Origin of the sequence: Streptomyces sp. NPDC021622 (assembly GCF_040640795.1) — a bacterium.
Taxonomy (GTDB): Bacteria; Actinomycetota; Actinomycetes; order Streptomycetales; family Streptomycetaceae; genus Streptomyces.
In genome coordinates this window covers 394,594-417,273 of record NZ_JBFACK010000002.1, presented here as the reverse complement: position 1 = coordinate 417,273, position 22,680 = coordinate 394,594, and the positions used below count along the sequence as shown (strand labels likewise).

At 69.3% G+C, this 22,680-nt stretch carries 19 protein-coding genes and 2 pseudogenes; 17 read left to right on the top strand and 4 right to left on the bottom strand.

The features are described from left to right. Positions 1-119: 119 nt before the first annotated feature. On the bottom strand, positions 120-479 hold the full coding sequence (locus AB0G47_RS06255; RefSeq protein WP_360764585.1) for a hypothetical protein: 360 nt from the start codon (positions 477-479) through the stop codon (positions 120-122). Between the two features lie 952 nt (positions 480-1,431). On the opposite strand from AB0G47_RS06255, the gene AB0G47_RS06250 reads away from it, so the two are divergent. From AB0G47_RS06250 to AB0G47_RS06230, 5 genes are all read left to right on the top strand, one after another. Beyond that, complete coding sequence (locus AB0G47_RS06250) at positions 1,432-1,770, top strand: MerR family transcriptional regulator (RefSeq protein WP_360764583.1); 339 nt, start codon at positions 1,432-1,434, stop codon at positions 1,768-1,770. A 1,061-nt stretch (positions 1,771-2,831) separates the two neighbouring features. After that, positions 2,832-3,410, top strand: coding sequence for a DUF5994 family protein (locus tag AB0G47_RS06245; RefSeq protein WP_360764581.1), 579 nt, complete (start codon positions 2,832-2,834; stop codon positions 3,408-3,410). 5 nt (positions 3,411-3,415) lie between these two features. Continuing rightward, complete coding sequence (locus AB0G47_RS06240; RefSeq protein ID WP_360765135.1) at positions 3,416-3,685, top strand: hypothetical protein; 270 nt, start codon at positions 3,416-3,418, stop codon at positions 3,683-3,685. A 23-nt stretch (positions 3,686-3,708) separates the two neighbouring features. Further along, positions 3,709-4,077, top strand: a complete 369-nt coding sequence (locus tag AB0G47_RS06235; RefSeq protein ID WP_360764579.1) for an SPFH domain-containing protein — start codon at positions 3,709-3,711, stop codon at positions 4,075-4,077. A 435-nt stretch (positions 4,078-4,512) separates the two neighbouring features. Further along, positions 4,513-4,950: a DUF5994 family protein gene (locus tag AB0G47_RS06230; RefSeq protein WP_360764577.1), complete on the top strand. Its 438-nt coding sequence runs from the start codon at positions 4,513-4,515 to the stop codon at positions 4,948-4,950. Here AB0G47_RS06230 and AB0G47_RS06225 read toward each other — a convergent pair whose 3' ends face one another. After that, on the bottom strand, positions 4,951-5,295 hold the full coding sequence (locus AB0G47_RS06225; RefSeq protein ID WP_360764575.1) for an STAS domain-containing protein: 345 nt from the start codon (positions 5,293-5,295) through the stop codon (positions 4,951-4,953). A gap of 1,053 nt (positions 5,296-6,348) precedes the next feature. Continuing rightward, a complete protein-coding gene (locus AB0G47_RS06220) occupies positions 6,349-9,324 on the bottom strand; it encodes an AAA family ATPase (RefSeq protein WP_360764573.1) in 2,976 nt (991 codons plus the stop codon). A gap of 565 nt (positions 9,325-9,889) precedes the next feature. Here AB0G47_RS06220 and AB0G47_RS06215 point away from each other — a divergent pair. The 12 genes and pseudogenes from AB0G47_RS06215 to AB0G47_RS06160 all read left to right on the top strand — a co-directional run. Beyond that, positions 9,890-10,327: pseudogene (locus AB0G47_RS06215) on the top strand (transposase); the annotation flags it as partial. Between the two features lie 170 nt (positions 10,328-10,497). Further along, the gene (locus tag AB0G47_RS06210; protein ID WP_360764572.1) at positions 10,498-11,007 is read left to right on the top strand and encodes a transposase; all 510 of its coding nucleotides are present in this window, start codon (positions 10,498-10,500) and stop codon (positions 11,005-11,007) included. A 15-nt stretch (positions 11,008-11,022) separates the two neighbouring features. Then, the gene (locus tag AB0G47_RS06205; protein ID WP_360764571.1) at positions 11,023-11,235 is read left to right on the top strand and encodes a helix-turn-helix domain-containing protein; all 213 of its coding nucleotides are present in this window, start codon (positions 11,023-11,025) and stop codon (positions 11,233-11,235) included. Positions 11,236-11,377: 142 nt separating this feature from the next. Beyond that, positions 11,378-12,784: an MFS transporter gene (locus AB0G47_RS06200; RefSeq protein WP_360764569.1), complete on the top strand. Its 1,407-nt coding sequence runs from the start codon at positions 11,378-11,380 to the stop codon at positions 12,782-12,784. Positions 12,785-12,799: 15 nt separating this feature from the next. After that, positions 12,800-14,626: an asparagine synthase (glutamine-hydrolyzing) gene (gene asnB / locus AB0G47_RS06195; protein ID WP_360764567.1), complete on the top strand. Its 1,827-nt coding sequence runs from the start codon at positions 12,800-12,802 to the stop codon at positions 14,624-14,626. A gap of 11 nt (positions 14,627-14,637) precedes the next feature. Then, on the top strand, positions 14,638-15,903 hold the full coding sequence (locus AB0G47_RS06190; protein ID WP_360764565.1) for a cytochrome P450: 1,266 nt from the start codon (positions 14,638-14,640) through the stop codon (positions 15,901-15,903). Positions 15,904-16,001: 98 nt separating this feature from the next. Continuing rightward, positions 16,002-16,934: an isocyanide synthase family protein gene (locus AB0G47_RS06185; protein WP_360764563.1), complete on the top strand. Its 933-nt coding sequence runs from the start codon at positions 16,002-16,004 to the stop codon at positions 16,932-16,934. A gap of 441 nt (positions 16,935-17,375) precedes the next feature. Continuing rightward, entirely contained in the window at positions 17,376-17,510 is a 135-nt protein-coding gene (locus AB0G47_RS06180) for a hypothetical protein (protein ID WP_360764561.1), read from the top strand. 293 nt (positions 17,511-17,803) lie between these two features. Further along, positions 17,804-18,082 (top strand): hypothetical protein, encoded by a 279-nt coding sequence (locus AB0G47_RS06175; protein ID WP_360764559.1) that lies wholly within the window; start codon positions 17,804-17,806, stop codon positions 18,080-18,082. A 376-nt stretch (positions 18,083-18,458) separates the two neighbouring features. Continuing rightward, positions 18,459-19,268 carry a methyltransferase domain-containing protein gene (locus AB0G47_RS06170; RefSeq protein ID WP_360764557.1) on the top strand — a complete coding sequence of 270 codons (810 nt, stop codon included), beginning with the start codon at positions 18,459-18,461 and terminating at the stop codon, positions 19,266-19,268. Between the two features lie 210 nt (positions 19,269-19,478). Then, positions 19,479-19,577 (top strand): annotated as a pseudogene (locus AB0G47_RS06165) (3-oxoadipate enol-lactone hydrolase); the annotation flags it as partial. Between the two features lie 936 nt (positions 19,578-20,513). After that, positions 20,514-21,470 carry a DUF4331 family protein gene (locus tag AB0G47_RS06160; RefSeq protein ID WP_360764555.1) on the top strand — a complete coding sequence of 319 codons (957 nt, stop codon included), beginning with the start codon at positions 20,514-20,516 and terminating at the stop codon, positions 21,468-21,470. A gap of 264 nt (positions 21,471-21,734) precedes the next feature. Here AB0G47_RS06160 and AB0G47_RS06155 read toward each other — a convergent pair whose 3' ends face one another. After that, a complete protein-coding gene (locus tag AB0G47_RS06155; RefSeq protein WP_360764553.1) occupies positions 21,735-22,667 on the bottom strand; it encodes a hypothetical protein in 933 nt (310 codons plus the stop codon). Positions 22,668-22,680: the final 13 nt, after the last annotated feature.

Here is a 22,680-nt window from a genome sequence, read left to right as displayed (position 1 = left end):
ACGTATCCGTCTGACCGGGGAAGCGCGAACGGGCCAGCGCCTGGAAAGCAGTGTGGGCCCGACCGGTGGACGCCGGTCGGGCCCACACTGCGCGCAGCGGGTTCTTGCCGAGTGGCTGCTCAGTGGTCGGAATAGCTGAAGTCGCCCACGGTCCAGGTGCTGATGTCCTCGATCGCCACGCGGTACATCCCGCCCGTCTCGGGAATCCCTACCGCGCCCTGCAGGATCCGGGCGACATGGAAGTGCAGATGCGTAGGCGGCCCGTCCTTCGCCACGGGGGCATCGAAGACGGCGGAGAACTCTGCCAAGCGGTCCGAGTCCGTCAGCACCTCCGACACCCTCTGCCGCCACACCGCTTCGGGAGCAAGGCGGCCGGTGATGACAGCACCACCGGTGACCACGGTCAGGGACATCTGGTTGCTCTGCCCGGATTCCACCAGGGCGGCGACGTCAACGAGCAGCTCGTCAGGCTTCGACATGCGGAAAATTATATTCGCCGGGCGGCCGGCTGCTTGGGCAGCGTGCTGCGGTGCCACCGGGGAGGACGGGCGCTCGCCGTCTTGCCGCCGGAGACCCGGCGGGTGACCGCGGTGGAGTGGGCGAGGCGGTTGACCACGGGCCGGCCGAAGCCCACCACCCCCGAGTGATCCCGCCCTGGAACCCCTGTGCAGCAGCTACGGGCCCGGAGCCCGCCCCGATCTCCTGTTCACCCGCCGCAGGAGCACCCGGTCCTGCCTGTCGATCCGCCCCGCGCCCCGCCCTATCTCGCCAGGGCTCGATTACCTATCCGTCGCACACGCAGAAATCTATGTCGGCCAGAGTAGACATTGGGTGGCGGTGTGGTTACGATTTCTCTCGTAGCCGAGATCGAGCACGGCCCGGCAGGCATGAACTGGCGGGCAGCAGTAACCGCAGTTGCAGTGCGCAGGACGGTGCGGTGGTGGAGTTCCGAAGCCAGAGCTGCTGCAGGACGGCGACGGGGCTGACGGCCGGACCGGGCGGCCCGCAGTGATCAGGGGCCGCCGAGAGAAGTACCGCAGTACCCGCAAGTGCAGTACCCAGCAGTGGAGTTGAGTGAGCAGCACCTCGGTGAAGGCGTCGGCTGCGGGCGCGCGCACCGGGAAGTTGCAGTTCCAGCAGTACGCAGTCCCCTTCGGTAAGTAGTTGATCAAGAGGAAAGAACGGAGGAGCCGAGCGCCATCAGGATCGCCCGGGCGGAATCGCTGAGCCCGGGTACCGCAGGACATCGATAGTGAGGTGGTCTCCGGTCAAGCAACCGCGATCCCCGCGGCCCCGACATCTTCCAGGTCGGGCCGGCGGAAACAGAAGGCCGGCGCAGTACCAGGGCCGGCAGATGGTGTAGCAGTTCCTTCGGGGCCCTGGTGCCATATGGCACCAGGGCCCCTCAAGCGCGTTCCACAGAGAGGTGCAATGACAGCAGACGACTCGTTCAACCGGCTCGATGACGACGACTATCCCGCCTACACCATGGGCCGGGCCGCCGAGATGCTCGGCACCACCCAGGGCTTCCTCCGCGCGGTCGGCGAGGCCCGCCTGATCACTCCGTTGCGCTCCGAGGGCGGGCATCGCCGCTACTCCCGCTACCAGCTGCGCATCGCCGCACGCGCGCGGGAGCTCGTCGACCAGGGCACGCCCATCGAGGCCGCCTGCCGCATCGTCATCCTCGAAGACCAGCTCGAGGAAGCGCAGCGCATCAACGCCGAATACCGCCGCGCCGCCGAATCGGCCGATCCGACGGCTGAGGCCTGAGGTGGCTGGGCAGCGTCCGCCTCCCCGGCAGCTTCTTCACTGATCACATGGTGGTTGACTCCCGCTTCGGCGGGATCAGTCAGTGAAACGAGGTCTGCTGAACCATGGATCGCTCAGGCACCGCTGCTGCGAGGTGCGCACGGACGGGAACGGCCTTTGTGTGAGAACGGGCGAGCTTCGTGCTATCCGGTCCCTGTCAGATGATCACCGCATCTGAGGCGGCGGAGTCCAGGCTCTCGGGCGAGGTCGCTGCCGGCGGTGATGCTCCGCTGAAAGGCACCGCGCATGCCACCGTTGTGCGATCAGGGGTCAGCCGGTCCCAGCCCGGGCGGTGAACTCGGGCGCGATACCCCAAGGCCCACGGCAGCGGCCGGCGAGCCCAGCGGCCGGGGACCAGGCCGCCAGAAGCCTCTTGGGAACCGTCTGCCGGTAGTCGGCCGCAGATGCGGGCCCCGAGTGCGCCGGTCGTGTGCCCTTCACAGCTCACGACTCCCGCCCTACGCTCCCCGAGGGACAGTTGGGCCGGACGGTGATGTACGCACCACCGCCATCCACCGGTTCCCAGGCTCCCAGCCCATGAGCCGGTCGCACACCGTCGAAGCCCGGCCGGAGCCGTATCGCCGACGACACGGCTCCAGCCTTCGTCCTCCCCACAGGGACCGCAGCGGGATATTCCCGCGGCCCTGCTGCCGTGGAGGACCGCGTGAGGACGTGGCGAGGGGGCCTCGCATCCTCGCGCCCACGGCCGTCGCCCAGGGGGAGCGGCGGCCGTCCGGCCGATCGTCCCGGGCCGGAACTCCTGTGCGGCCAGCCTCCCACCAAAAGCGCGCGGTGCCCCCGTGCTTCGGGTCATGTGACGCCGGGGACGAGTCGTGACACGCACCCCGGGAGCGGAGGCATGCGAACTCGGCTGCTTCGTATGGTCCGTTGCGCCTGACCGGGGAGTAACCTGGAGAAACCGAGAGCATGTCGCACACGGGCCATCGCGCCCTAGTCGTTCTCGGTGAGCAAATACACCAGCCAACTGCCCTCGGACAGCTGTCTGGAGACGGGTTCGCGCCATGTCCGCGACCATCAGCCTTCTCCCACCGCCGCCCACGGACCCCGCCGTACCGGCCGCCCGCCTCTCGCTGAAAGCCCCGGGCACCCCCCGTGGCCTGCTGGACGGCGCGTGGTGGCCCCGCTCTCGCGACCTGCTGCGTGAACTACCCGATCTGACCGACGTGCTGGACCCGCGCTGGGGGCGCATCACCCGCATCGCCGTCAATCCCACCCACTGGCCCGTGATCCCGCGCAAGTTGCCCGTCCACGGGCACGTGGTGAAGGTCGGCTGGTTCACCCTGGAGCTCGACCCGCACAAGGTCTTGCTGCTCTCCTACAGTGTCGGACGCTGGGACCTGCTGGTGATCCCACCTGAGACCCGCCCTGCCGCCGCCGCCCGGCTGATGGCCGCCGCGAGCGACCCCATGGGGGCGCCGCTGACCGCGAGCGCACTGCTGGCCGCGGAGGAAGCCCGCCACGGCGACTCGTCCGCCGGCCGGGTACAGGACCCCGAAGAGGCGTGGGATTACGAGGGCGGCGCGTCCTCGACCCACGCGGCCGCCGTGGCCCTGGCCGGCCGTCCGGGAGCAGGGGCGTGATCGCCATGGACACGTCCCTGACCGTCGGCGTCCTGCTGATCCTGGTCATGGGAGCGGCGTACGTGATCCAGCGGCTCAACGCCCAGCGCGCCGACAGGATCGCACTGCACCACTACAGCCACTCTCAGCCCACCGGCCGAGGCGCTCGCGGCACCACCACCCGACCGCTCCCGGCCCTGCCCCGGCCGCCCTCCGCTCCCGAGCGCCGCGATCACCGGGACGGGGGCCGAGGGCGCCTGCGCCCACGGCGCCGCCGGACACCCGGTCAGCGCTGACCCGACGCACTTCCGGGCTCGCAATGGCCCTCAAGATCGTCAAGCAGTACGAGGAAGGGGTCCTCTTCCGGCTCGGACGCCTGGCCGGAACGCGAACTCCCGGGCTTCGCACCATCGTTCCGATCGTCGACGTCCTGCACCGGGTGTCGCTGCGCATCGTCACGATGCCGATCCAGTCGCAGGGCGTCATCACCCGCGACAACGTCAGCGTCGACGTATCGGCCGTCGCGTACTTCCGCGTCGTGGACGCCGTGAAGTCGGTCGTCGCCATCGAAAACGTCCACGCCGCGACCAACCGGATCGCCCAGAGCGGGAGAAGAGGGCGAAGATCATCAACGCGGAAGGCGAATCACTCGCCGCCGCGGCACTCGGAGGCGCCTCGGACACCATGATGGCGCACCCCTTGGCACTCCAACTCCGCAACCTGCAAAGCCTCGTGGAGATCGGCGTCGACAAGAACACCACCGTCTTCCCCGCACCCGCTGATGAGCACCATCGGCGAACTGGGCGCCTTCCTCAGCAGGGAATCCGCAGCCGCCACGGCGGCGCCGGCACCGGCCCTGCCCGCGACTCCGGACCCGGCCGACCTCACCGAGCCGCGTCACGATCCGGGACCGAACCACAGGCCTGGCCCGGTCCCACAACGGGTCTGACCCTGCACCTCGGCCTGCCCGCACCTCGACCAGGGCCAACTCCCGCCTGCTTACAAGGGCATCGACGTACCGGTCGGCTTCCACCCCGACCGGTACGCACCCCTATCCGGCTCCTGGAGCACGCGCCCCCTTACAGACCAGACACCGCTCTCCCGCACTGGAGGACCCGCACCCATGGCCACGACACCCCGGCCCCTGAGATCATTTCGCCCGCTCCGCCTGCGCCTGGCACCGCCAGGAAACGATCCGCAGCACATCGACGGCGCCTGGTGGCCCCGATCCGACGACTTGACCGCTGAACTGCCGCGCCTGATCCGCGCGTTGCCGCACAGCTGGGCACAGATCGCCCACGTGACCGTGAACGCCGCCACATGGTCCGCCTTCCCCGGCCGGATCCTCATAGCCAATCACGTGATCCAGCTGCACCGGGCCGCCGGTCTGCACACCCCGGACACCGTCTGCCTGATCGCACCCGGCAGGGGCAGATGGGACCTCCTGGCCGTCCCTCCCCACACAGCCAAAGCCGAGGCCACACGCCTGATGGCCACTGTCGAGAGTCCCGGAGGCCCCTCCCGGCCCGACCTCTTCCCACGGCGCCCCCTCCCTGCCTGATCAAGCTGCTGCAGGGAGGTTCTTGAGGACATCGAAGCCGAATCCCAGCCCAGGGTGATGCAACATCCATAGCGTGAGCGGGTGCGTGCAGATCAAACGAAGGCACCCGTCGTGCGCGGTAGTGGCATCGCGGGCAACCGCGAGGACCGCGAGGCCCGTTCCGTCGATGAAGGCGACCTGCCGCAGGTCGACCAGCACATCCGGCCGAGCGCACGCGGTCAGCGGCGCCAACAGGGCACCGAGCGCTGGCGCCGTCAGCAGATCAATCTCGCCGTGCAGCGTGGCAACAACGCTGAGTCCATGACTTTGGGTATCGAGTAGTGATGTTCGTGGAGGGTTGGGCATGACGCCCTCGATCCCTGGTGAGGTGCACGAATGGATGGGCTGAGAAAGCCCTCACCAGGGACCGGGGCCCGAGCCAACCACCCGAAGCTACGCCGCCGGGCACTGAGGCGAAGTGGCTTGTGGGATCTCAGACTCGAACGAGTGATGAGTCATGCGTATCCCCGCTCCGGCGCCATGTGGGAGCCGACTAGCCCCCACGCACAACAGGCTCTCGAACGTCGACCAGAGCGCGGACGCGGCCGCGAACCCGCTGGGCTCGAACACGGGCGAGTCCGGCTTCCATGCGAAGCACGAGTCTCGGGAATGCTCCCCACCGCAGCAGCCGTGTTGGGAGGATGGGCGGGTGCTGTCCCGGGCCCGGGCTCTGACTCACGTGTTGTTTGACCGGCCCGGTACCGGCAACGCGACACGTCATCGGACCGGAAGCGGAACTGGCATGTCCAGATCGACCATGCGCACATCGATCATGTTGAGTACGCAGCCTGCTCTGTAGCCCGTCGTCGTCGCCCCACGGGTGACATGGCGCTGGAGGGGACATGCACCGGGATGCTCATGCCGCCGCGGCGCTCTCCACGACGGGGACCGCGCTCGCCGCCGGCGAGTTCCCGGCAACCGCGGCGGGATACCGCGATTTGCAGAAGTGAGCCAGGAAGTCTTGAACCGTGAGGTGGCCCGAGAGGTCTTCCACCTGGTCCTACAGTTACGGCCAGGACCCCGCTCATAGGGGCTGTTGCGACACGAGGAATCCCGCCGGTGTGCTCGGGCGGGGGGTCGTGTGTGGCGGGTTCTGAGGGTGTGCAGTGTCAGGTATGAGCCCTGCTGTACTCCGGCTCGCGGCTTTCGAGGACCCGGAGCAAGGATGCGGTGACGACTCGCTGGCTGCGGCCGATGCGGAGCACAGGGCACGGGAACTTCCCCTGGCGAACCAGGTCGTAGCCGTTTGCTCGTGAGAATCCAAACGCCTTGGACTCCTCCTTGACGTTCCCGGTCCCGCCCAGGTGGCCCGGATACGCGTGGGGCTGTACTGGGCATAGTGCATCGCGCTGTGGCTGCTCAGCCCGACGCGTTGGTCTCCGGCTCGATCAGGCCCTCGCGGTATGCGATGCCGACGGCCTCGGTACGGCTCGCGGCACCCAGCTTGGCGAGGATGTTGGAGACGTGGACGCTTGCTGTCTTGCCGCTGATGTACAACTCTTCGCCGATCTGGCGGTTGGTGCGCCCCCGGCCGAGTAGCCGCAGCACCTCGCTCTCCCGGGCGGTCAGGTCGGCGATCCGCTCCCCGGCGGCCGGTGCGTCGGCGATACGGCCGCGTCGTACCAAGGCGTCGAGCGCCTCCCGCAGCGGTACGGCGCCGAGACGCACGGCCGTGTCCCGGGCCGCATGGGCCTGCTCGGCCGCCTCTTCGCGGCGGCCGGCGGTGAGCAGGGCCTCCGCGAGCCGCCGTCGGCACCGGGCGAGTTCGTATGGTTCGCCGTAGCCGAACGCGTTCACGGCCCGCTCCCAGGCGGTGACATCCGGGCCGGCGGCGGCGCGCACTTCCTCGGCCTGGGCGCGGGCCAGCCAGGCCAGGCCCTCGGGCCCCAGCTCAGTGCCGTCTTCGTGGGCCGCCGTGGTCCGGGCCAGCTCTACGAGCTCGGCCGCAGTGTCCGTCCAGCGACTGGTGCTCGGTGCGTCACCCGCCAGGCGGGACTCCTCCGCCGCGTCCGCAACGGCCGACAGGCTGAGCGCGGCCAGCCGGACCAGGACGTCGGGCCTGTCGGTAGGCACGCCCTCCGTGAGTGCGTCGACCGCGGCACTCAACTGCCGTACACAGTCCTCGGCGTCACCACGCAGCGCTGCGGCGTCGATGAGCACGATGCTCGCGACAAGCGAGGCCATCCAGTCCGGGGGGCCGTCGAGCAGTGCGCGGGAGCCACCGACCGCCACGTCGAACTCGCCGCGCGCCAGGGCGACATACAGCGCGGGTGCAGTCGTCAACCCGGAGTTGGCCGTGAGCAGGGTGACGTCGGCGGCGGCCGTTCGTGTGCACTCGTCCCAGCGTCCCAGCGTGTAGAGCAGCAGGGATTGCAGATAGCGCAACTCCACGGCGTACGGCGAGGAGAGGAGGCCGGCACGGCGGGCGCGGTCGAGTCCGTCGCTGATCCAGGTCAGGCACGGGTCCATTTCGCCGCACTCGTAGCAACCGATCGCCAGGTTGTACAGCGCCCGCATCTCCACCTGGAGGTTCCCGGCGGTGCGGGCCAGCTCACGGGCTCCGAGGAGCCGCTCCCGACCCTGCGGAGTACGCCGGTTGTGCGCCTCGAGACCGACTAGCGATATCACCAGATCGGCCTGGGCGTCGGCCAGTCGGAGCCGCTCGGCGATGTCCAGGGCCTGCCGGGCGACGCGTTCGGCGTCCTCGTCACGGCCCACGTAACGGGCTGCCATGACGTGGGTCGCGGCTGCCCACACCCAGGTGCGCGAGGGCGGCTCGGCCGGGATCAGCCCGAGCGCCTCGCTGCTGTACGCGAACGCGGCCTCCAGATTGTCGATCTGCATCAGGTTGCCCGCGAGGGTGTAGCGCACGCGGGCGGCAAGTTCGGAGTCGGTCTCCGAGCCGGCCCGCGCGAGCGCGGAGCGGGTGAGCTGGACCGCGCGATGGGGATCCCCGGCGTGTGCGGCGGCGGCCGAGGCACGCAGGGTGAGAGTGACCGGGTCGCTGTGCTCGGGGTGCGCGGACGAGTCCACCACGGCCCACAGTTCGAGCGCGGTCTCCAGGTGGCGCAGTTCTTCGGCGGGTGCGCGGAGGCGCTGGGCGTGGTCGGCGGCTTCGAGGGAGGCCGCCAGTGCGTCAGCCAGGTCGTGGCTCGCGCGTGAGTGATGGGCCCGCTCCGCCGCGCTGTTCGCCGGTCGGCCCTCGCCGGCGAGGAGCGCAGCGAACACCCCGTGCAGCCTGACCCGTTCGCCGGGCAACAGATCCGCGTACACGGCCTCGCGGGTGAGGGCGTGCCGGAAGGAGTACGTCGCGGCGTCGTCGGTCACAAGGAGTTGGTGACCGACTGCCTCGCGCAGCGCCGATTCCAGCTCCTCCTGCGGCAGTTGCACGGCGCCACGCAGCAGGTCGTGCCCGACCCGGCGCCCCGCCACAGCCGCCGTGCGCAGGACCTGCTGGGCAGTCTCGGTCAGCTGCTCGATCCGGATGAGCAGGACGTCGGCCAGGCCGCTGGGCATGGCGACTGAGTCCGCGCCCTCGTCGTCCTCGGGCAGCGCGGCGAGCAACTCCTCGGCGTAGAAGGCGTTTCCCTCGGCGCGGTCGACGATGCGGCGAACCGCAGCGTCGGAGACGGGGCCCATGCGTTGCGCGTACACGAGCCGGGCCACGTCCGCGTCAGCCAGCGGGTGCAGTTCGAGCCGGTCGACGGCGGGCAGCCTGACCAGCTCGGCGAGCAGAGGCCGCAGCGGGTGACGGCGGTGCAGGTCGTCCGCGCGGTACGAGGCGAAGACCGCGAGCCGGTGGGGCGGGCCGCCGGGCGTGGGCCGCTGTAGGACACCCCGGCTGAGCAGGAAGCGGAGCAGGTCACGAGACGACTGGTCCGCCCAGTGGAGGTCCTCGATGACCAGGAGAAGCGGGGCCAGGGCCGTCAGGTCGGCGAGGAGGCCGGCGATACCCTCAAAGAGCTGGAGGCGGCTGCCGGCGTCGGGCACGGGGCCTGCCCCCGCTGCCGTGCCGATCAGGCGCTCCACCGCGGGGTACGCGGCGAAGGCCGGGGCGAGCCGTTCGTCGGCGGCGGCCGCGCCGAGGATCTCCGTGAACGGGAGGTACGGCAGGCCGACGTCCCCAAGGTCCACGCAGTGGCCGGTCAGGACGGTCATGCCGGTGGTGGTGGCGTGCGCCGAGGCCACGGTCAGCGTGCGGGTCTTGCCGACGCCGGCGTCCCCGGCCACGAGGACGGCGCGCGGGTCGCCGGCCGCGGCCCGCTCCAGCACACCGGTGAGCCGGGTGAGTTCGGTTGCCCGGCCGACGAACGGTGTATCGATTGTCTGGGCCACAGGTCCATCCAAGCACGCCCGGCCGGTACCGCTCGTGGGTCCCCGCTCCCCGGAGTGCGAGGACGCGGTTCGGGTACCGCGGGGGTGGCTATGTAGCTGAGAAGTGGGATTAGGTACACATTCCGTGAGGATGATCAAGGTTCGGGGTCGTCCCACTTCCATCCGGCTTCCATCCGGCTTGTGGGAACTCTTCGAGGAAGGCAGCGAGTGAAGACGCCTGGTGGACAGCGGACGACCAGTCCTGTGCGGAGACGTCGAGCAGGACCAGGTCGTAAAGCAACCTGAACCTGTCGTCCTCTGTGCCGCATAACGATCGGCCGGAGTCAGATTCAGGTGTCCCAGGAGCTGGGACTGAGCATGCTCTGTGTTTCTGGGTGGCGGTGCTGTGGCGGGCGGGAGGATGAGTGGGTGCTGTCCCGGGTCCCGGGGTCTGACTCACGGTGTTCCTGACCAAAGTGTCCCGGTGTCACAGTGTCGGCTGTTGGCCGGGGATGGTGCGTTGTCGGTGCCGGGCCGGCGGGGTGTGTCTCGATAGACGCGTCGTCGGACCGGAAGGGGAACGGGCATGTCGACTTCGACGGTGCCCAGTACGTCGCTTGCTCCGCAGGGCCGCCGTCGCCGTGCTGTGCTGGGGGTGGACACGCACCGGGATGCGCACGTGGGTGCGGTGCTTGCTGTGACAGGGGCAGTGCTGGCCACCGATGAGTTCCCGGCCACGGCAGCCGGTTACCGGGATCTGCTGAAGTGGGTCAGGAAGTCGGGTGTGGTCAGGCGGCCCGGGGTGGAAGGGACCGGCTCCTACGGGGCGTCCCTGTCGCGCTATCTGCTGGCGCAGGGTGTGGACGTGAACCGGATGGACCGGGCGGATCGCCGGCGGCGCGGCAAGTCGGATCCGCTGGATGCCCAGAACGCGGCGCGAGCCGTGCTGAGCGGGCGGGCGCGAGCCCGGGCCAAGGCGGGCGACGGGCCGGTGCAGGTCGCGAGGATGCACAAGCTCACGAAGGTGTCGGCCGTCAAGGCCCGCACGCAGGCCGTCAATCAGCTCAAGGCCGTCCTCGTCACTGCCGACCCAGCTCTACGGGAAGAACTGGCAGGTCTGGGCAATGCCGAATTCTTCCGTACCTGTGCGGGTTCGCCGATCCGGGCAGTCGCGAGGAGGTCGGCGAGGAGTCGGTGCTGCAGGCCACGCGGATCACGCTGGGTCTGCTGGCTGACCGGATCGGCCAGCTCTCCGAGCAGATCCGGGAGGTGGACGCTCGTCTGGCCCGGCTCGTCGAATGTCATGCCCCGCAGCTGCTGGAGGTGGTGGGGATCGGCCCGGACACGGCCGTCGCTCTGCTGATCACGGTGGGGGACAACCCGGAGCGTCTGGGGAGTGAGGCGTCGTTCGCCGCGCTGTGCGGGGTCAGTCCGGTCGAGCGTTCCTCGGGGCGCCGGCAGTACCGCCGTCTCAACCGCGGCGGCGACCGGCAGGCCAACGCCGCGCTCCACCGGATCGTGTTCACCCGGCTGCGGGTCGACCCACGCACCCACGACTACTACGAGAGCCGGATCAAGGAGGGCAGGACCCGGCGCGAAATCATCCGGTGCCTCAAACGCTACGCGGCCCGAGAGGTCTTCCACCTCATCGGACAGCCACAGTCAGGGCCCCGCGCATGGGGGCTGATAGGCAGTGACGGCTGAGGCCCCCTGCCGGGCGTGCAACGCCTGGTCCTCGACCACCCCGAAGACGATCTGACCCTGCGGACGCTGGCCCGCGTGGCGTTCGCGTCCCGGCGGCTGACCGAGACGGCCGACAGTCCGGAAAGCATCGCCCGGGAGGTCGGCTTCGGTACGGAGGCCACGTTGCGCCGTGCGTTCCTGCAGGTGATGCGGATCTCGCCGATCGAGTACCGCGAGCGGTTCACCTGAGCCGGGTTTCCAACTGGCCGGGAACTGACGCCGCTTCTGCTCCGACTACTGGACCGGGTGACGGAGGTTCGCCCCGTGTACCGAGTTGTGCCCCGGCCGGCGACGAGGCGGTACGGAAGCAGGAGACGCAAGGGGCAGAACGGTGACGCACCAGGGTTCGGGAACGGAACAGCCCGGCCACATGGCCCTCGGTGAGGACCGCTGGCCGCTGGTGGCCGTGGCAGGCGTACTGGCGTTCATGGCGATGCTCGACATGAACATCGTCAACGTGGCCCTGGTGGACATCGCGGACGGACTGCACGTGTCCGCCGCAACCGCCCAGTGGGCCGCGCTGGGATACCAACTGCCCGTCGTGGCCCTGCTGTTGCCGGCCGGGCGATGGCTGGACGGCGTCGGCATGCGCTCGGCCCTGCTGGTCTGCACCGCCGGCTTCGGCCTGTGCAGCGCGCTGGCGGCCGCCGCGCCCTGGATGGCCTGGCTGATCGCCGCCCGGCTTGCGCAGGGCGCCTTCGGGGCGGCGCTGTTCGTGCTGATGCCCGTGCTCGCCATGCGCTCGGTACGGCCGGAGCTGCGGGGGAGGGCGATGAGCGTGCCCGCGACCCTGGGGCCGCTGGGCGCGGTGACCGGACCGGCCGTGGGCGGCCTGCTACTGGACCACTTCGGCTGGCACGCCGTCTTCCTCGTCAAACTCCCCTTCTGCCTGCTCGCCCTCGCCGTGGCGTGGCGTGTGATGCCACGGGACGCACGTCTGAGGCGTCCCGAGCGCCGCTCGGCGGTGGATGCCCTGCTGGTGGCCTCCGGTGTGGCTGCCCTGCTGCTGCCGCTGACCCTCGCTGCGGACGAACCGGCCCGGCTCGGGCTCGCCCTCGCCGCGATCCCGCCTCTGTGGTGGTGGCTGAGCCGCTCGGGCGGCCGTCCGGTGACCGGCGTACTGCGTGTTTCAGGGCTGTTCCGGGCGCACGGGGCCGTGCTGGCGCTGGCCGCGGGTTTTGCCGCGATGCACTATGTCGTCGCGCTGCACCTCCAGCGCGACGACGGCGTCAGCGCCACGACGACCGGTCTCGTGGTCCTCGCCTTCCCGCTCGGCATGGGGGTGGCGGGACCGTTCGGCGGACGTCTGGCCGACCGGTACGGGGCCCGGCCCGTCGCAGCGGCAGGCGCCGCGCTCACCGCCGCCGGGTTGCTGCTGCTCGTCCCGCTGGGCGACGGCTGGTCACCGTGGGACGTCGCATGGCGACTGGCGCTGGCCGGCGTCGGCATGGGCCTGAACGGCGGCCCCATCCAGGCCCTGGTCATGAGCGCGGCCCCGCCCGACCGTACGGCCACCGTCGGCTCCACGGTCCAGTTCGCCCGCAGCCTCGGCTTCACCCTCGGTCCGGCCCTGGCCACCGCCGTCTCGGGCCTCACCGGCCCCGGCAACGGCAACGGCGTACACGCCGGGCTCGCCCTGGCCGCCGCTGCCGCTTGCCTCGCGGTACCCCTCGTCGCGCTGCCCGGTCGGCCACCTGCCCCCTTGCCCGAGCAGACCACCGACGCCGCCTGCGCCTGACCCAGGAGACCCCCCATGTGCGGAATCACCGGCTGGGCGTCCTTTCACCACGACGCCCGCACCCACGCCCCGGTCATCGAGGCCATGACCGCCACCCTCACCTCACGCGGCCCGGACGCCGGAGGCGTCTGGCTCGGCGAGCGCGCTGCGATCGGCCACCGCCGGCTGGCCGTGATCGACCTTGTCGGCGGCGTGCAGCCGATGACCGACCGGCCGGACGAGCCGGACATCGTGCTCACCTACAGCGGCGAGATCTACAACCACCACGCCCTGCGCACCGAACTCCGCGCCCGAGGCCACCAGTTCGGTACGCGCAGCGACACCGAGGTCGTGCTGCGCGCCTACGCCGAGTGGGGCGAGAACGCCGCCGACCATCTGGAGGGCATGTTCGCCTTCGTCGTCTGGGACGAACGCCGACAGCGCCTGCTCCTCGTCCGGGACCGCCTCGGCGTGAAGCCCCTCTTCTGGACCGCCGTCGACGGCGGTCTCGCCTTCGCCTCCGAGCCCAAGGCCCTGTTCGCCCACCCGGAGATCCGGCCCCGCGTGGACGCCGACGGGCTGCGGGAGGCGTACAGCCTGCTGTTCAACACCGGGCCGACGGTCTGGTCCGGCATACGTGAGGTCGAGCCTGGCGGGATCCTCGTCCTGGACCGGGACGGCATCCGCGAACGTCGCTACTGGCAGCTGGAATCCGGCGTCCACGTCCACGACCGGGAGGCGACTGTCGAACGTGTCCGTCAGCTGATCGGCGCGGCGGCACACAGCCAGCTGGAAGCCGATGTCCCGCTGTGCAGCCTGCTCTCCGGCGGCCTCGACTCCACCGTCCTGACCGCCCTGCTCGCCGACGAACTCCGCCGGCGCGAGGGCCCGGACGCCCGCATCCGCTCCTACGCCGTCGACTACAGCGACCAGGCGTCGGCATTCAAGGGCGACGTCCTGCGCACCGGGCACGACACGCCCTACGCCACCGAGGCCGGCGCCTTCATCGGCACCGACCACAGCACCGTCGTACTCGACCCGCGCGCCCTCCTCGACCTTGAGCACCGTAGAGCCGTCGTCGTGGCCCGCGACTCGCCGATCGGTGTCGGCGACATGGACACGTCCCTCTATCTGCTCTTCGGGGAGATACGCCGGCACTCGACCGTCGCCCTGTCCGGCGAGGCCGCGGACGAGGTGTTCGGCGGTTACCCCTGGTTCCACAACCCCAAAGCCCTGGCCGCCCGGACCTTCCCCTGGCTCCTTGTTACCGACGACGAGGCCGCCATGCCGCTCAACCCGGCGCTCGACCTGCGCATACGCGAGTTCCGCGCCGACACCTACGCGAGCGCCATGGCCGCCGTACCCCACCTGGACGGCGAAACGCCCGCGGAGCACCGCCAACGCGAGATGCAGCACCTCTCCCTGACCCGCTGGCTGCGACAGCTCCTGCACCGCAAGGACCGGCTGAGCATGGCCCAAGGACTGGAGGTCCGCGTCCCCTACTGCGACCACCGCCTGGTCGAGTACGCCTTCACCACCCCCTGGGCGCTGAAGAGCTTCGACGGCCGCGAGAAGAGCCTGCTGCGCGCCATCGGCAAGGGCCTCGCCCCCGACTCGGTGCTCCACCGGCCCAAGAACCACTACCCGGCCACCCACCACCCCGATTACAACCGCGGCCTGCAGGACATGGCCCGCGACGCCCTGGCCACCGAACAGGTCCGTGCCCTGGCCGACGAGACCCTCATCAAACCGTGCCTGGACACTCCGCCCGACCAACTGGAGTGGGGCCACCGTCTGCGCCTGGAACGCGTCGTCGACCTCGCCCTGTGGCTCGACCATTACCAGCCCGAACTCGCCCTCTGAGGAGCCTGCCCATGACCACCCAGGAACCCTTGCCGGCCGTGGACCCCGGGACGACGCTGCCCGACCCGGTCCCGCTGATGGGCTGCCCCTACAAGGCCGACCCCTACCCCCTTTACGAGCAGATGCGCGAGGCCGGCCCGGTTCACCGCGTCCTGTTCCCCAGCGGCGTACAAGCCTGGCTCGTCACCGGCTACGACGCCGCCCACTCCGCCCTGGGCGACGACCGCCTGGGCAAGAACCACGACCGGGGCAACGACCGCTGGCGGGCCCGCGCTTCGATCATGCCCGAGCCGCAGCACTCCCAGCTCCAGGTACACCTCCTCCACCAGGACCCGCCCAAGCACACCGGCATGCGCAGCCATGTCGCCGACGCGTTCACGCCACGTCGGATCGAGAGCCTGCGGCCCCGCTTCCAGGAGCTGGCGGACGACCTGGTCGACGCCCTGCCCGAGAGCGGCCCCGCCGACCTCGTCGGCGGCTTCGCCGCGCACTTCCCGTTCGGCGTCCTCGCGGAGGTCATCGGCCTGCCACCGGTGCTGGCGGCCCGCTTCGACCGCGACTGGGGCAAGGTCGTCCAGCCGGTCGGCCCCACCGACCCCGGACGCCGGCTGTACGAGGCCCGCCTGCACGGCTTGCAGAGTTACATCGCCGAGGTCGTCACGCACAAGCGCGAGCACGGGGAGGACGACCTGCTCAGCCGTCTGGTCGGGGCCCGGGACCGCCGCGAACTGTCCCAGGAGGAGCTGGACTCGATGATCTTCCAGCTCCTCGTCGCCGGCCAGGAGCCGGTCACCAACCAGATCACCACCGCCCTCGTCGCCCTGCTCCGCAACCCGGATCAGCTCACGCGCCTGCGTGAGGACCCTTCCCTGCTGCCCCGCGCGGTGGAGGAACTTCTCCGCTACGACAGCGCCTTCGAGCTGACCACCTGGCGCTTCTTCGACAAGGACAGCCACCTGCACGGCACCGAGGTCCCGGCCGGTGACTCGGTGATCGTTTCGCTGTGCGCCGCCAACCGTGACCCGCGCCGCTTCTCCGATCCGGACACGCTGGACCTCGACCGCTCACCCAACCCCCACCTCGCCTTCGGCCACGGCATCCACTTCTGCCCCGGCGCCGCCCTCGCCCGCGCCGAACTCCAGATCGCCCTGGGCACACTCCTCGCCCGGCTGCCCGGCCTGCGCCTGGCCATCAGGGACGAGGACATCGAGTGGATCCCGGCCGTCCTGGGCCGCGGCACCAATCGTCTTCCCGTCGGCTACGGCCGACGCCTCTGACACCGGCCCACCAGCTGACCCACGCCCGCTGACCACCGGCGCCCGGCCACCCGCCACGGCGCCATTTCGCCGTGCCCGCGTACACCAGGAGGAACGACATGCCAGCGACGACCGCGCCCGACACGCTCCACAGCACCACCAGCGTCGCGATACTGAAGCAGCTCCTGCCCCACCACCGCACCACCGACCAGGCCCGGGCCTCGGCCGAGGCGTTCCCGCATCAACTGCGCCGGATCACCGGCTTCATACGCGACGGTGCTCCGATCGTCTTCACCCTGCCGGGCTTCCCCTGCAAGTCGCCCAACCCAGCCAAGGTCCTCGGCCACCTCCCCGACCGGGGCGAACGCCTCTCGCTCACGTTCCTTGACACTCTGTGCGGAGAGATCGAGCGGATCTACCCGCCCGGTGCCCGAGTGATCATCTGCTCCGACGGTCATGTCTTCGGCGACCTCATCGGCGTCCCCGACGACCACATAGACGCCTACGCCGACGACCTGCGCCTGCAGATCGACCGAGGGGGCCTGGACAGACTGTCCGTCTTCGACCTGCGCGACGTGCTCGGCGACCTCCCGCACGACACCAAACGCGCCCACGTCCACGACCACTACGCCCCCACCCTGGATGCCCTGCGCACCGAGATCCGCGCCGACGACCACGCCCTCGCCCTCTACCGCGGCATCACCCGGTTCCTCGCCGAGGACACCGCCCACTGGACCGGGACCCGCTCCGCCCTCCAGCGCATGTGTCGGCAACGCGCGTACGGCGTCATCCAGCGCAGTCGCGCCTGGGGCGACCTCATAGCGGAACACCACCCTGACGCCGTACGCCTCTCCATCCATCCCCAGCCCATCGGCGCCACGAAGTTCGGCATCCGCCTGCTCGACGCCCCGGACGCCTGGACCACCCCCTGGCACTCCGCCGCCCTGCACCGCGCCGACGGCACCTGGACCCTCATGCCTCGCGCCGAGGCAGCCCGATGGGGCCGACTGGTCCGGCGAGATGGCAGGCCCAGTCACTTCGCCGAGCACTGAGTCCGAACACGAGGGTGCTAGTCGTGACGCACGGTGGACGACGCTCCGGCGTCCTTCCCGCCACATCGCGAACAGCAAAACCGCCTCTGACCTGTTCTTTTCTTGGGCTCATTTCTTGTGATGCCTTTCCGATGACGCACCATGTGAAGTGTGAGGCCAACTTGTCACTGTTGAGAGGTTCCTGGGTTTAAGGGCGTCGTCTTTGCCGGCAGTGCCGTCCTTTCGGTGAGCCAGGCCGTGAACTGTGGCTTCCATGCGAGTCCATGCGAGGCACGAGTCTCGGGAACGATCCCTTGTCGCAGCAGCCGTGCTGGGAGCATTGGTGGGTGCTGTCCCGGGTCTGGGGTCTGACTCATGACATCCCTGACCGGAGCGTCTGAATTTCGCAGTGTCGGCTGTTGGCCGGGGATGGTGCGTTGTCGGACCGGAAGGGGAACGGGCATGTCGACTTCGACGGTCCCCAGTACGTCGCTCGCGCCGCAGGCCCGCCGTCGCCGTCCTGCGGCCGACGAGTTCCCGGCCACCGCAGCCGGTTACCGGGGTCTGCTGAAGTGGGCCAGGAAGCCGGCGTGGTGAGGCGGGCCGGGGTGGAAGGGACCGGCTTCTACGGGGCGCGTCCCTGTCGCGCTACCTGCTGGCGCAGGGTGTCGACGTGTTGGACGTGAATCAGATGGACCGGGCGGATCGCCGTCGGCGCGGCAAGTCGGATCCGCTGGATGCGCAGTCCGGTTGCGGACCCGCGTCACGAGGCGCCGACTCCCGCACCGCCGCCCTGGCCATGGTCTTCGAGCTCGTCGAGTCCGCCCAGCAGCGGTGGCGGGCCGCTTCGAACGCGGCCAGCTCGTCGAGCGGCCCCGGGAGCGGGCGGCATGACGGCCATCGGCCTGCGGCTGGCCACTGCCTCGGACAGCGAGTACTGCTTCCAACTGCACAAAGCCGCCATGGGCGCCGACATCACGGCCATCTGGGGCTGGGACGAACACGTTCAACGCGGCTTCCACGCCCGCGCGTTCACCCGGCGACTGAGCCTGCACGAGGTCACTCGTCACAGCGAGAACGACATCAAGATCAGGATGTCCACAAATCGCCTCAGCCCGGCCCGATCCACAGATCTTGACAATCGACTCCACAATCGGCATCCCTCATGAGAGATCAAGACAAGGAGTTAATGATTTGCAGGCGTTATGCCGTGCCCCTCGGATCATCGGATCGTTGTTCTTGTGCGTAGCTGAGTGACCCCCAACGGGCGTGAATCGAGCCCCTGTTACCGGACCAGACGGCGAAGCGGGGAGGCCAGTGCCGTAAGCGTCGGCGGGTGCACCGAAGCGAACCTCTGGAAGTACCGCGGCTTGCCCTGGCTGGACCTGCCCGAGCGGTACGACTCCTGGGAAGGCAGGTACATCCAGTTGCGGAACTGGCCATCGACGGCAGGTGAGAACGAGTCCGAGTGCCCGGATCTCCAAGAGCGACACGCTTCCACGCTGTATACGCCCCTTTCCAGTCTCTGACCTCGAAGAGCATGTGATGAACTCCTGGACCACATCCACCCACCACGGTCAGCCGCTTGCCGACTGGTACGCCCGCCGCAGCAGCACCCTCCGCGGCGCTGTACGCCACCAGCTTGTGGACCGAGCGCTGATGGAACACCTTCCCGTTGCACCGCCGCAGCGTGTGCTCGATGTCGGAGGCGGCACCGGCGTGCAGGCCCGGATGCTGGCCCATCGTGGCCACCACGTCACCGTTCTCGACCCCGACGAGAACATGCTGGCCAAAGCCCGCACCGCCTGGCTGCCACACGCCGACAACTCCCCGGGCAGTGTCAGCTTCTGCCACGGCACCGGCGAGCAGGCCCCGCAGCTGGTAGGCGCCGACTGGGACGCGGTGCTGTGCCACGGCGTCCTGATGTACCTGCAGGACCCGGCCCCCCTGCTGCACGTGCTCACGCAATGCCTGCGGCCTAAAGGTCTCATCTCCCTCCTCGCCTATCAGGCCGATGTCCTGGCCATGCAACGAGGACTCGCGCGGGACTGGGACGGCGCACTCAAAGCACTGCACAGCCCGGTCGAATACAGCAGCATCGGCACGATCAGCTTCGGCGTGGACCGCACCGAGATCCTGCGGATCCTCGCCGAAGACCACATCGACCTCGTGCAGTGGTACGGAGTCCGGGTATTCACCGAACACCTCGAAGACGAACCCGTCGGCAACGACTTCGACAGAGTGCTCGAAGCAGAGTGGGAAGCCGGCCGCATCGACCCCTACCGGCGCGTCGCCCGCCACTTCCACCTCATCGCCCGCCCCAAAACGGCCCACCACACCCATCAACCTTCGTGATGGGGTGAGGGGAAACCGGCCAGAGCATCAGGCGCCTGCTCCGCAGACCCGTCGTCGTCGCCCTGCAGGGGCGGTGTGCTGGGAGTGAATACGCAATCGGGCAGGAAGTGGGAAGCCGTGAGGTGACCGGAGAGGTCTTCCACCTGGTCCTACAGTGACAGCCAGTACCCGCCCATAGGGGCTGTCGTGACAGATGAGAGGGGCAGGCGAGTGAGTGAGACACCTAAGAGCACCCTGCAATACCGCTTTGACGGGCCGGAAGACGCCCCTGTCCTGATCCTGGGACCGTCCCTCGGCACGACCCGGCACAAGTAGTCAGAACCGTCTTCGGGCGTCCATCTAGTCCTGGGCGACGGTGCTTTGTGTCCGCGAGGCGCTGTGATCCGAGTGCGTCGACGCTGTTGGTGACAGCGATGTGACAGGTGAGGCCTTCGCCGACTGGGCGCTGCTTATACGGATGCGGCGTCTGCGAGCGTATCGAGTGCTCGCCGTGAGAATCGCTGTTGCTCGGCCACCTGTTGCGAATTGGTCGCGAACGATCGTCTGGTGTCAGATCCCGGTGCCGTAAGAGCTGGGGCTGAGCATGCTCCTTGTTTCCGGGTGGGAATGCCGCGACGGGCGGGAAGATGGGTGGGTGCTGTCTCGGGTTTGGGGTCTGACTCATGACATCTCTGACCGGAGCGTCTGCATTTCGCAGTGTCGGCTGTTGGCCGGGGATGGTGCACCACTTCAACCGTGCCCTCTGAGGGGGAGTCACTGCTGGTAGCGGGCCTTGGTTCCGGGGGCGCGAGAAGGGTGTGCTTCCCCCCGTTCTCCGTATGTAGCTGCTTTTTTTGGGGGGGGCTCGGGGAGTTTCAATGGCCTCGCCAGGATCGCCGGTTACCCAAACCGGGGATCGTCGGCTACGTTGCGGTCCTTGGCAGGGATATCCCGACTGCAGGGGTAGCGGTTCGGGACTCGTAGCACCCGCCGGACACTGCGCCGTCGACGGCCAGACCGGGCCAGCTCCGACCACTGCGAATACGTCGGATGACGGATATACAGCCGCTGGCGACAGGTAGATCGTTGCTCTCGACGTTGCTCAAGCCATGAGGGACGCGACGACCTGCACGTAGGTCGGCAACGGGTGATCGTCCCGGGTGGGAGGGCAATGCCGAGGCGCTGCATCTTCCGCGACGAACCGCCAAGGCTCCGCCGCACCGCCGCGCAACTCGGTCCGCACCGCCACCTGATGGGAGTCGCGACATGGCACACCACGTCTCCGGCCTGGGCATCAGCCCCACGAGCATGGATCCCAGGAGCCACATCACCGACCTCTACGTATTTCAGAAGCCAGGCGATGCGAGCAAAACGATCCTGGTGATGAACATCAATCCGACCTCGCCGATCACCGACGACGCCGTCGACCACGAGTCGGTCTACGAGCTCGGCGTGGACACCGACGGCGACGCAGTCACCGACATCGCCTTCCGCATACGCTTCTCACCAGTACAGGAGCACGCGCAGACCGCAAGCCTGCAACTGGCGACCGGCCGGGAGGCTGCGGCCGACCTCGACGCAGGGGACACGATCCTCCTCGACGCACCAGTGACCTTCGGCTCCGACCCGCAGATCACCGCGGCCGGCGACTTCAGGCTCTTCGCCGGGCTCCGCAGCGACCCGTTCTTCGCCGACCCGATCGGCGCGAACAGCAAATTCCAGTGGACCGGCAAGGACTTCTTTGTCGACAAGAACGTGTTCGGCATCGTGCTGGAAGTCCCCAACAGCGCGCTCGGCCCGAACCCGCAGGTGGGTGTCTGGGCCAGAGTCCTGGTTCCGCACGATGGCCGACTGGTCCAGGGTGACCGGGCCGGGCGGCCCGGGGTCGACGCCAACTTCAACCAGAGCGACGACGACAAACGAGTCTGGAACCAGCAGGAGCCGTCTCACGACCGCGCGGGCTTCCTCGACAAGTTCACGCACGTCTTCGAACACGCGGGCCACTCCAAGGACCGGGCCAAAGTACTCGCGGAAGGCTTGCTCCCCGACCTTCTGACGTATGACTACGCGAGCGCCAAAGGATTCCCCAACGGTCGTAACCTCACCGACGATGTCATCAACATGGGGATCGCCCAGCTGAGCAACGGCGCGGTGCCCCACGACGGGCTACGGCCTCACACCGACCTTCGCACCGGCTTCCCCTTCCTGGGGAATCCGCACTAGCGCGGCTGACACGAACAAAGCTGAACCAGGAGCCCAGCGAACTCGCCTGCGGCAGGCGGCGCAGGCGCCCGGTCGACCGGAAGCTGACGGGGAACCACGGTGGTTGACGGACAGCGCACATGAGAACGGCCCCCGATCGATTCACCTGGTCAGGGGCCGTTCATCTGCGGTGGGTGTGGGATTTGAACCCACGGAGACATCGCTGCCACGACGGTTTCGAAGTCGTCGTGCCGTAAGCCTCCGTCGCAGCGGGGTCCTGCGGCTCTAGTTGGCCAGCCAGTCCGTGAGGGTCACGGGACGGTCGGTGAGCACGCGGAGGTTCCCCCCGTCGGCGGCATCGACGACGTAGGCGCCGCTTGTGCCGGCGGAGTCGTCGACGGCGGTGAAGGCGATCCGGCTGCCGTCGGGGGAGAAGACCGGATTCTGGATGCCGGAGAGGGGCGTCGGCCACTGCGGCTCGGTGGCGGCGCCGGTCGCCACGTCCGTGATGCGCAGGCCGTGCCCGGTGGAGTGGACGACGCGCTGCCCGTCGGGGGACCAATCAGCGGCCGTCGACCGCGCCTGGTGATCGGTTGTGACGGCGCGGACCTCACGGGTGGCCAGGTCCAGGGTGTAGACGTCGGAGCCGAACTCCGTGCCGTCAGGCGTCTCGTACGAGGTGGCCTTCAGGAAGGCGATGCTTCGGCCGTCCGGGGAGAACGTGCCGCGGCTGCCGGAGGTGAGCACCTCGGCACCGGTGCCGTCCGCGGCGATCCACTCCAGGCCCCGTGGGCTGTCGTAGACGATCCGCTTACCGCTCGGAGACCAGTCGGGGTGCCCGACGTACGGCGCGGTGGCGTCTTCGGGCTGGACGCCCTCGGCCAGGACGCGCCGGTCGCTGCCGTCGGCGTCGGCGATCACCAGGTCGCGGGCGTACATGCACCCTTCGGTCTGCGGTATGCACGTATCCCGGCGTTGGATGTACGCCACCCGGGGGCCCTTGGGCGAGAGGACCCCGTCCTCCGCGGCCTGGGCGAACGTGGTGGTGACGGAGCCGGTCGCCGGGTCCAGCGCGACGGTGGCGGGGGACCCCGCAGAGTAGTCCGTGGCGGTGATCCGGTCCGCCCCTATCGTTCCCTCCGCGCCGGCGGTCCCCGCCAGTGACAGGCTCGTCGTGACCGCGAGCCCGACTGTCAACGCAGCGTGTGTGAAGCGCACATGCGCTCCTTCC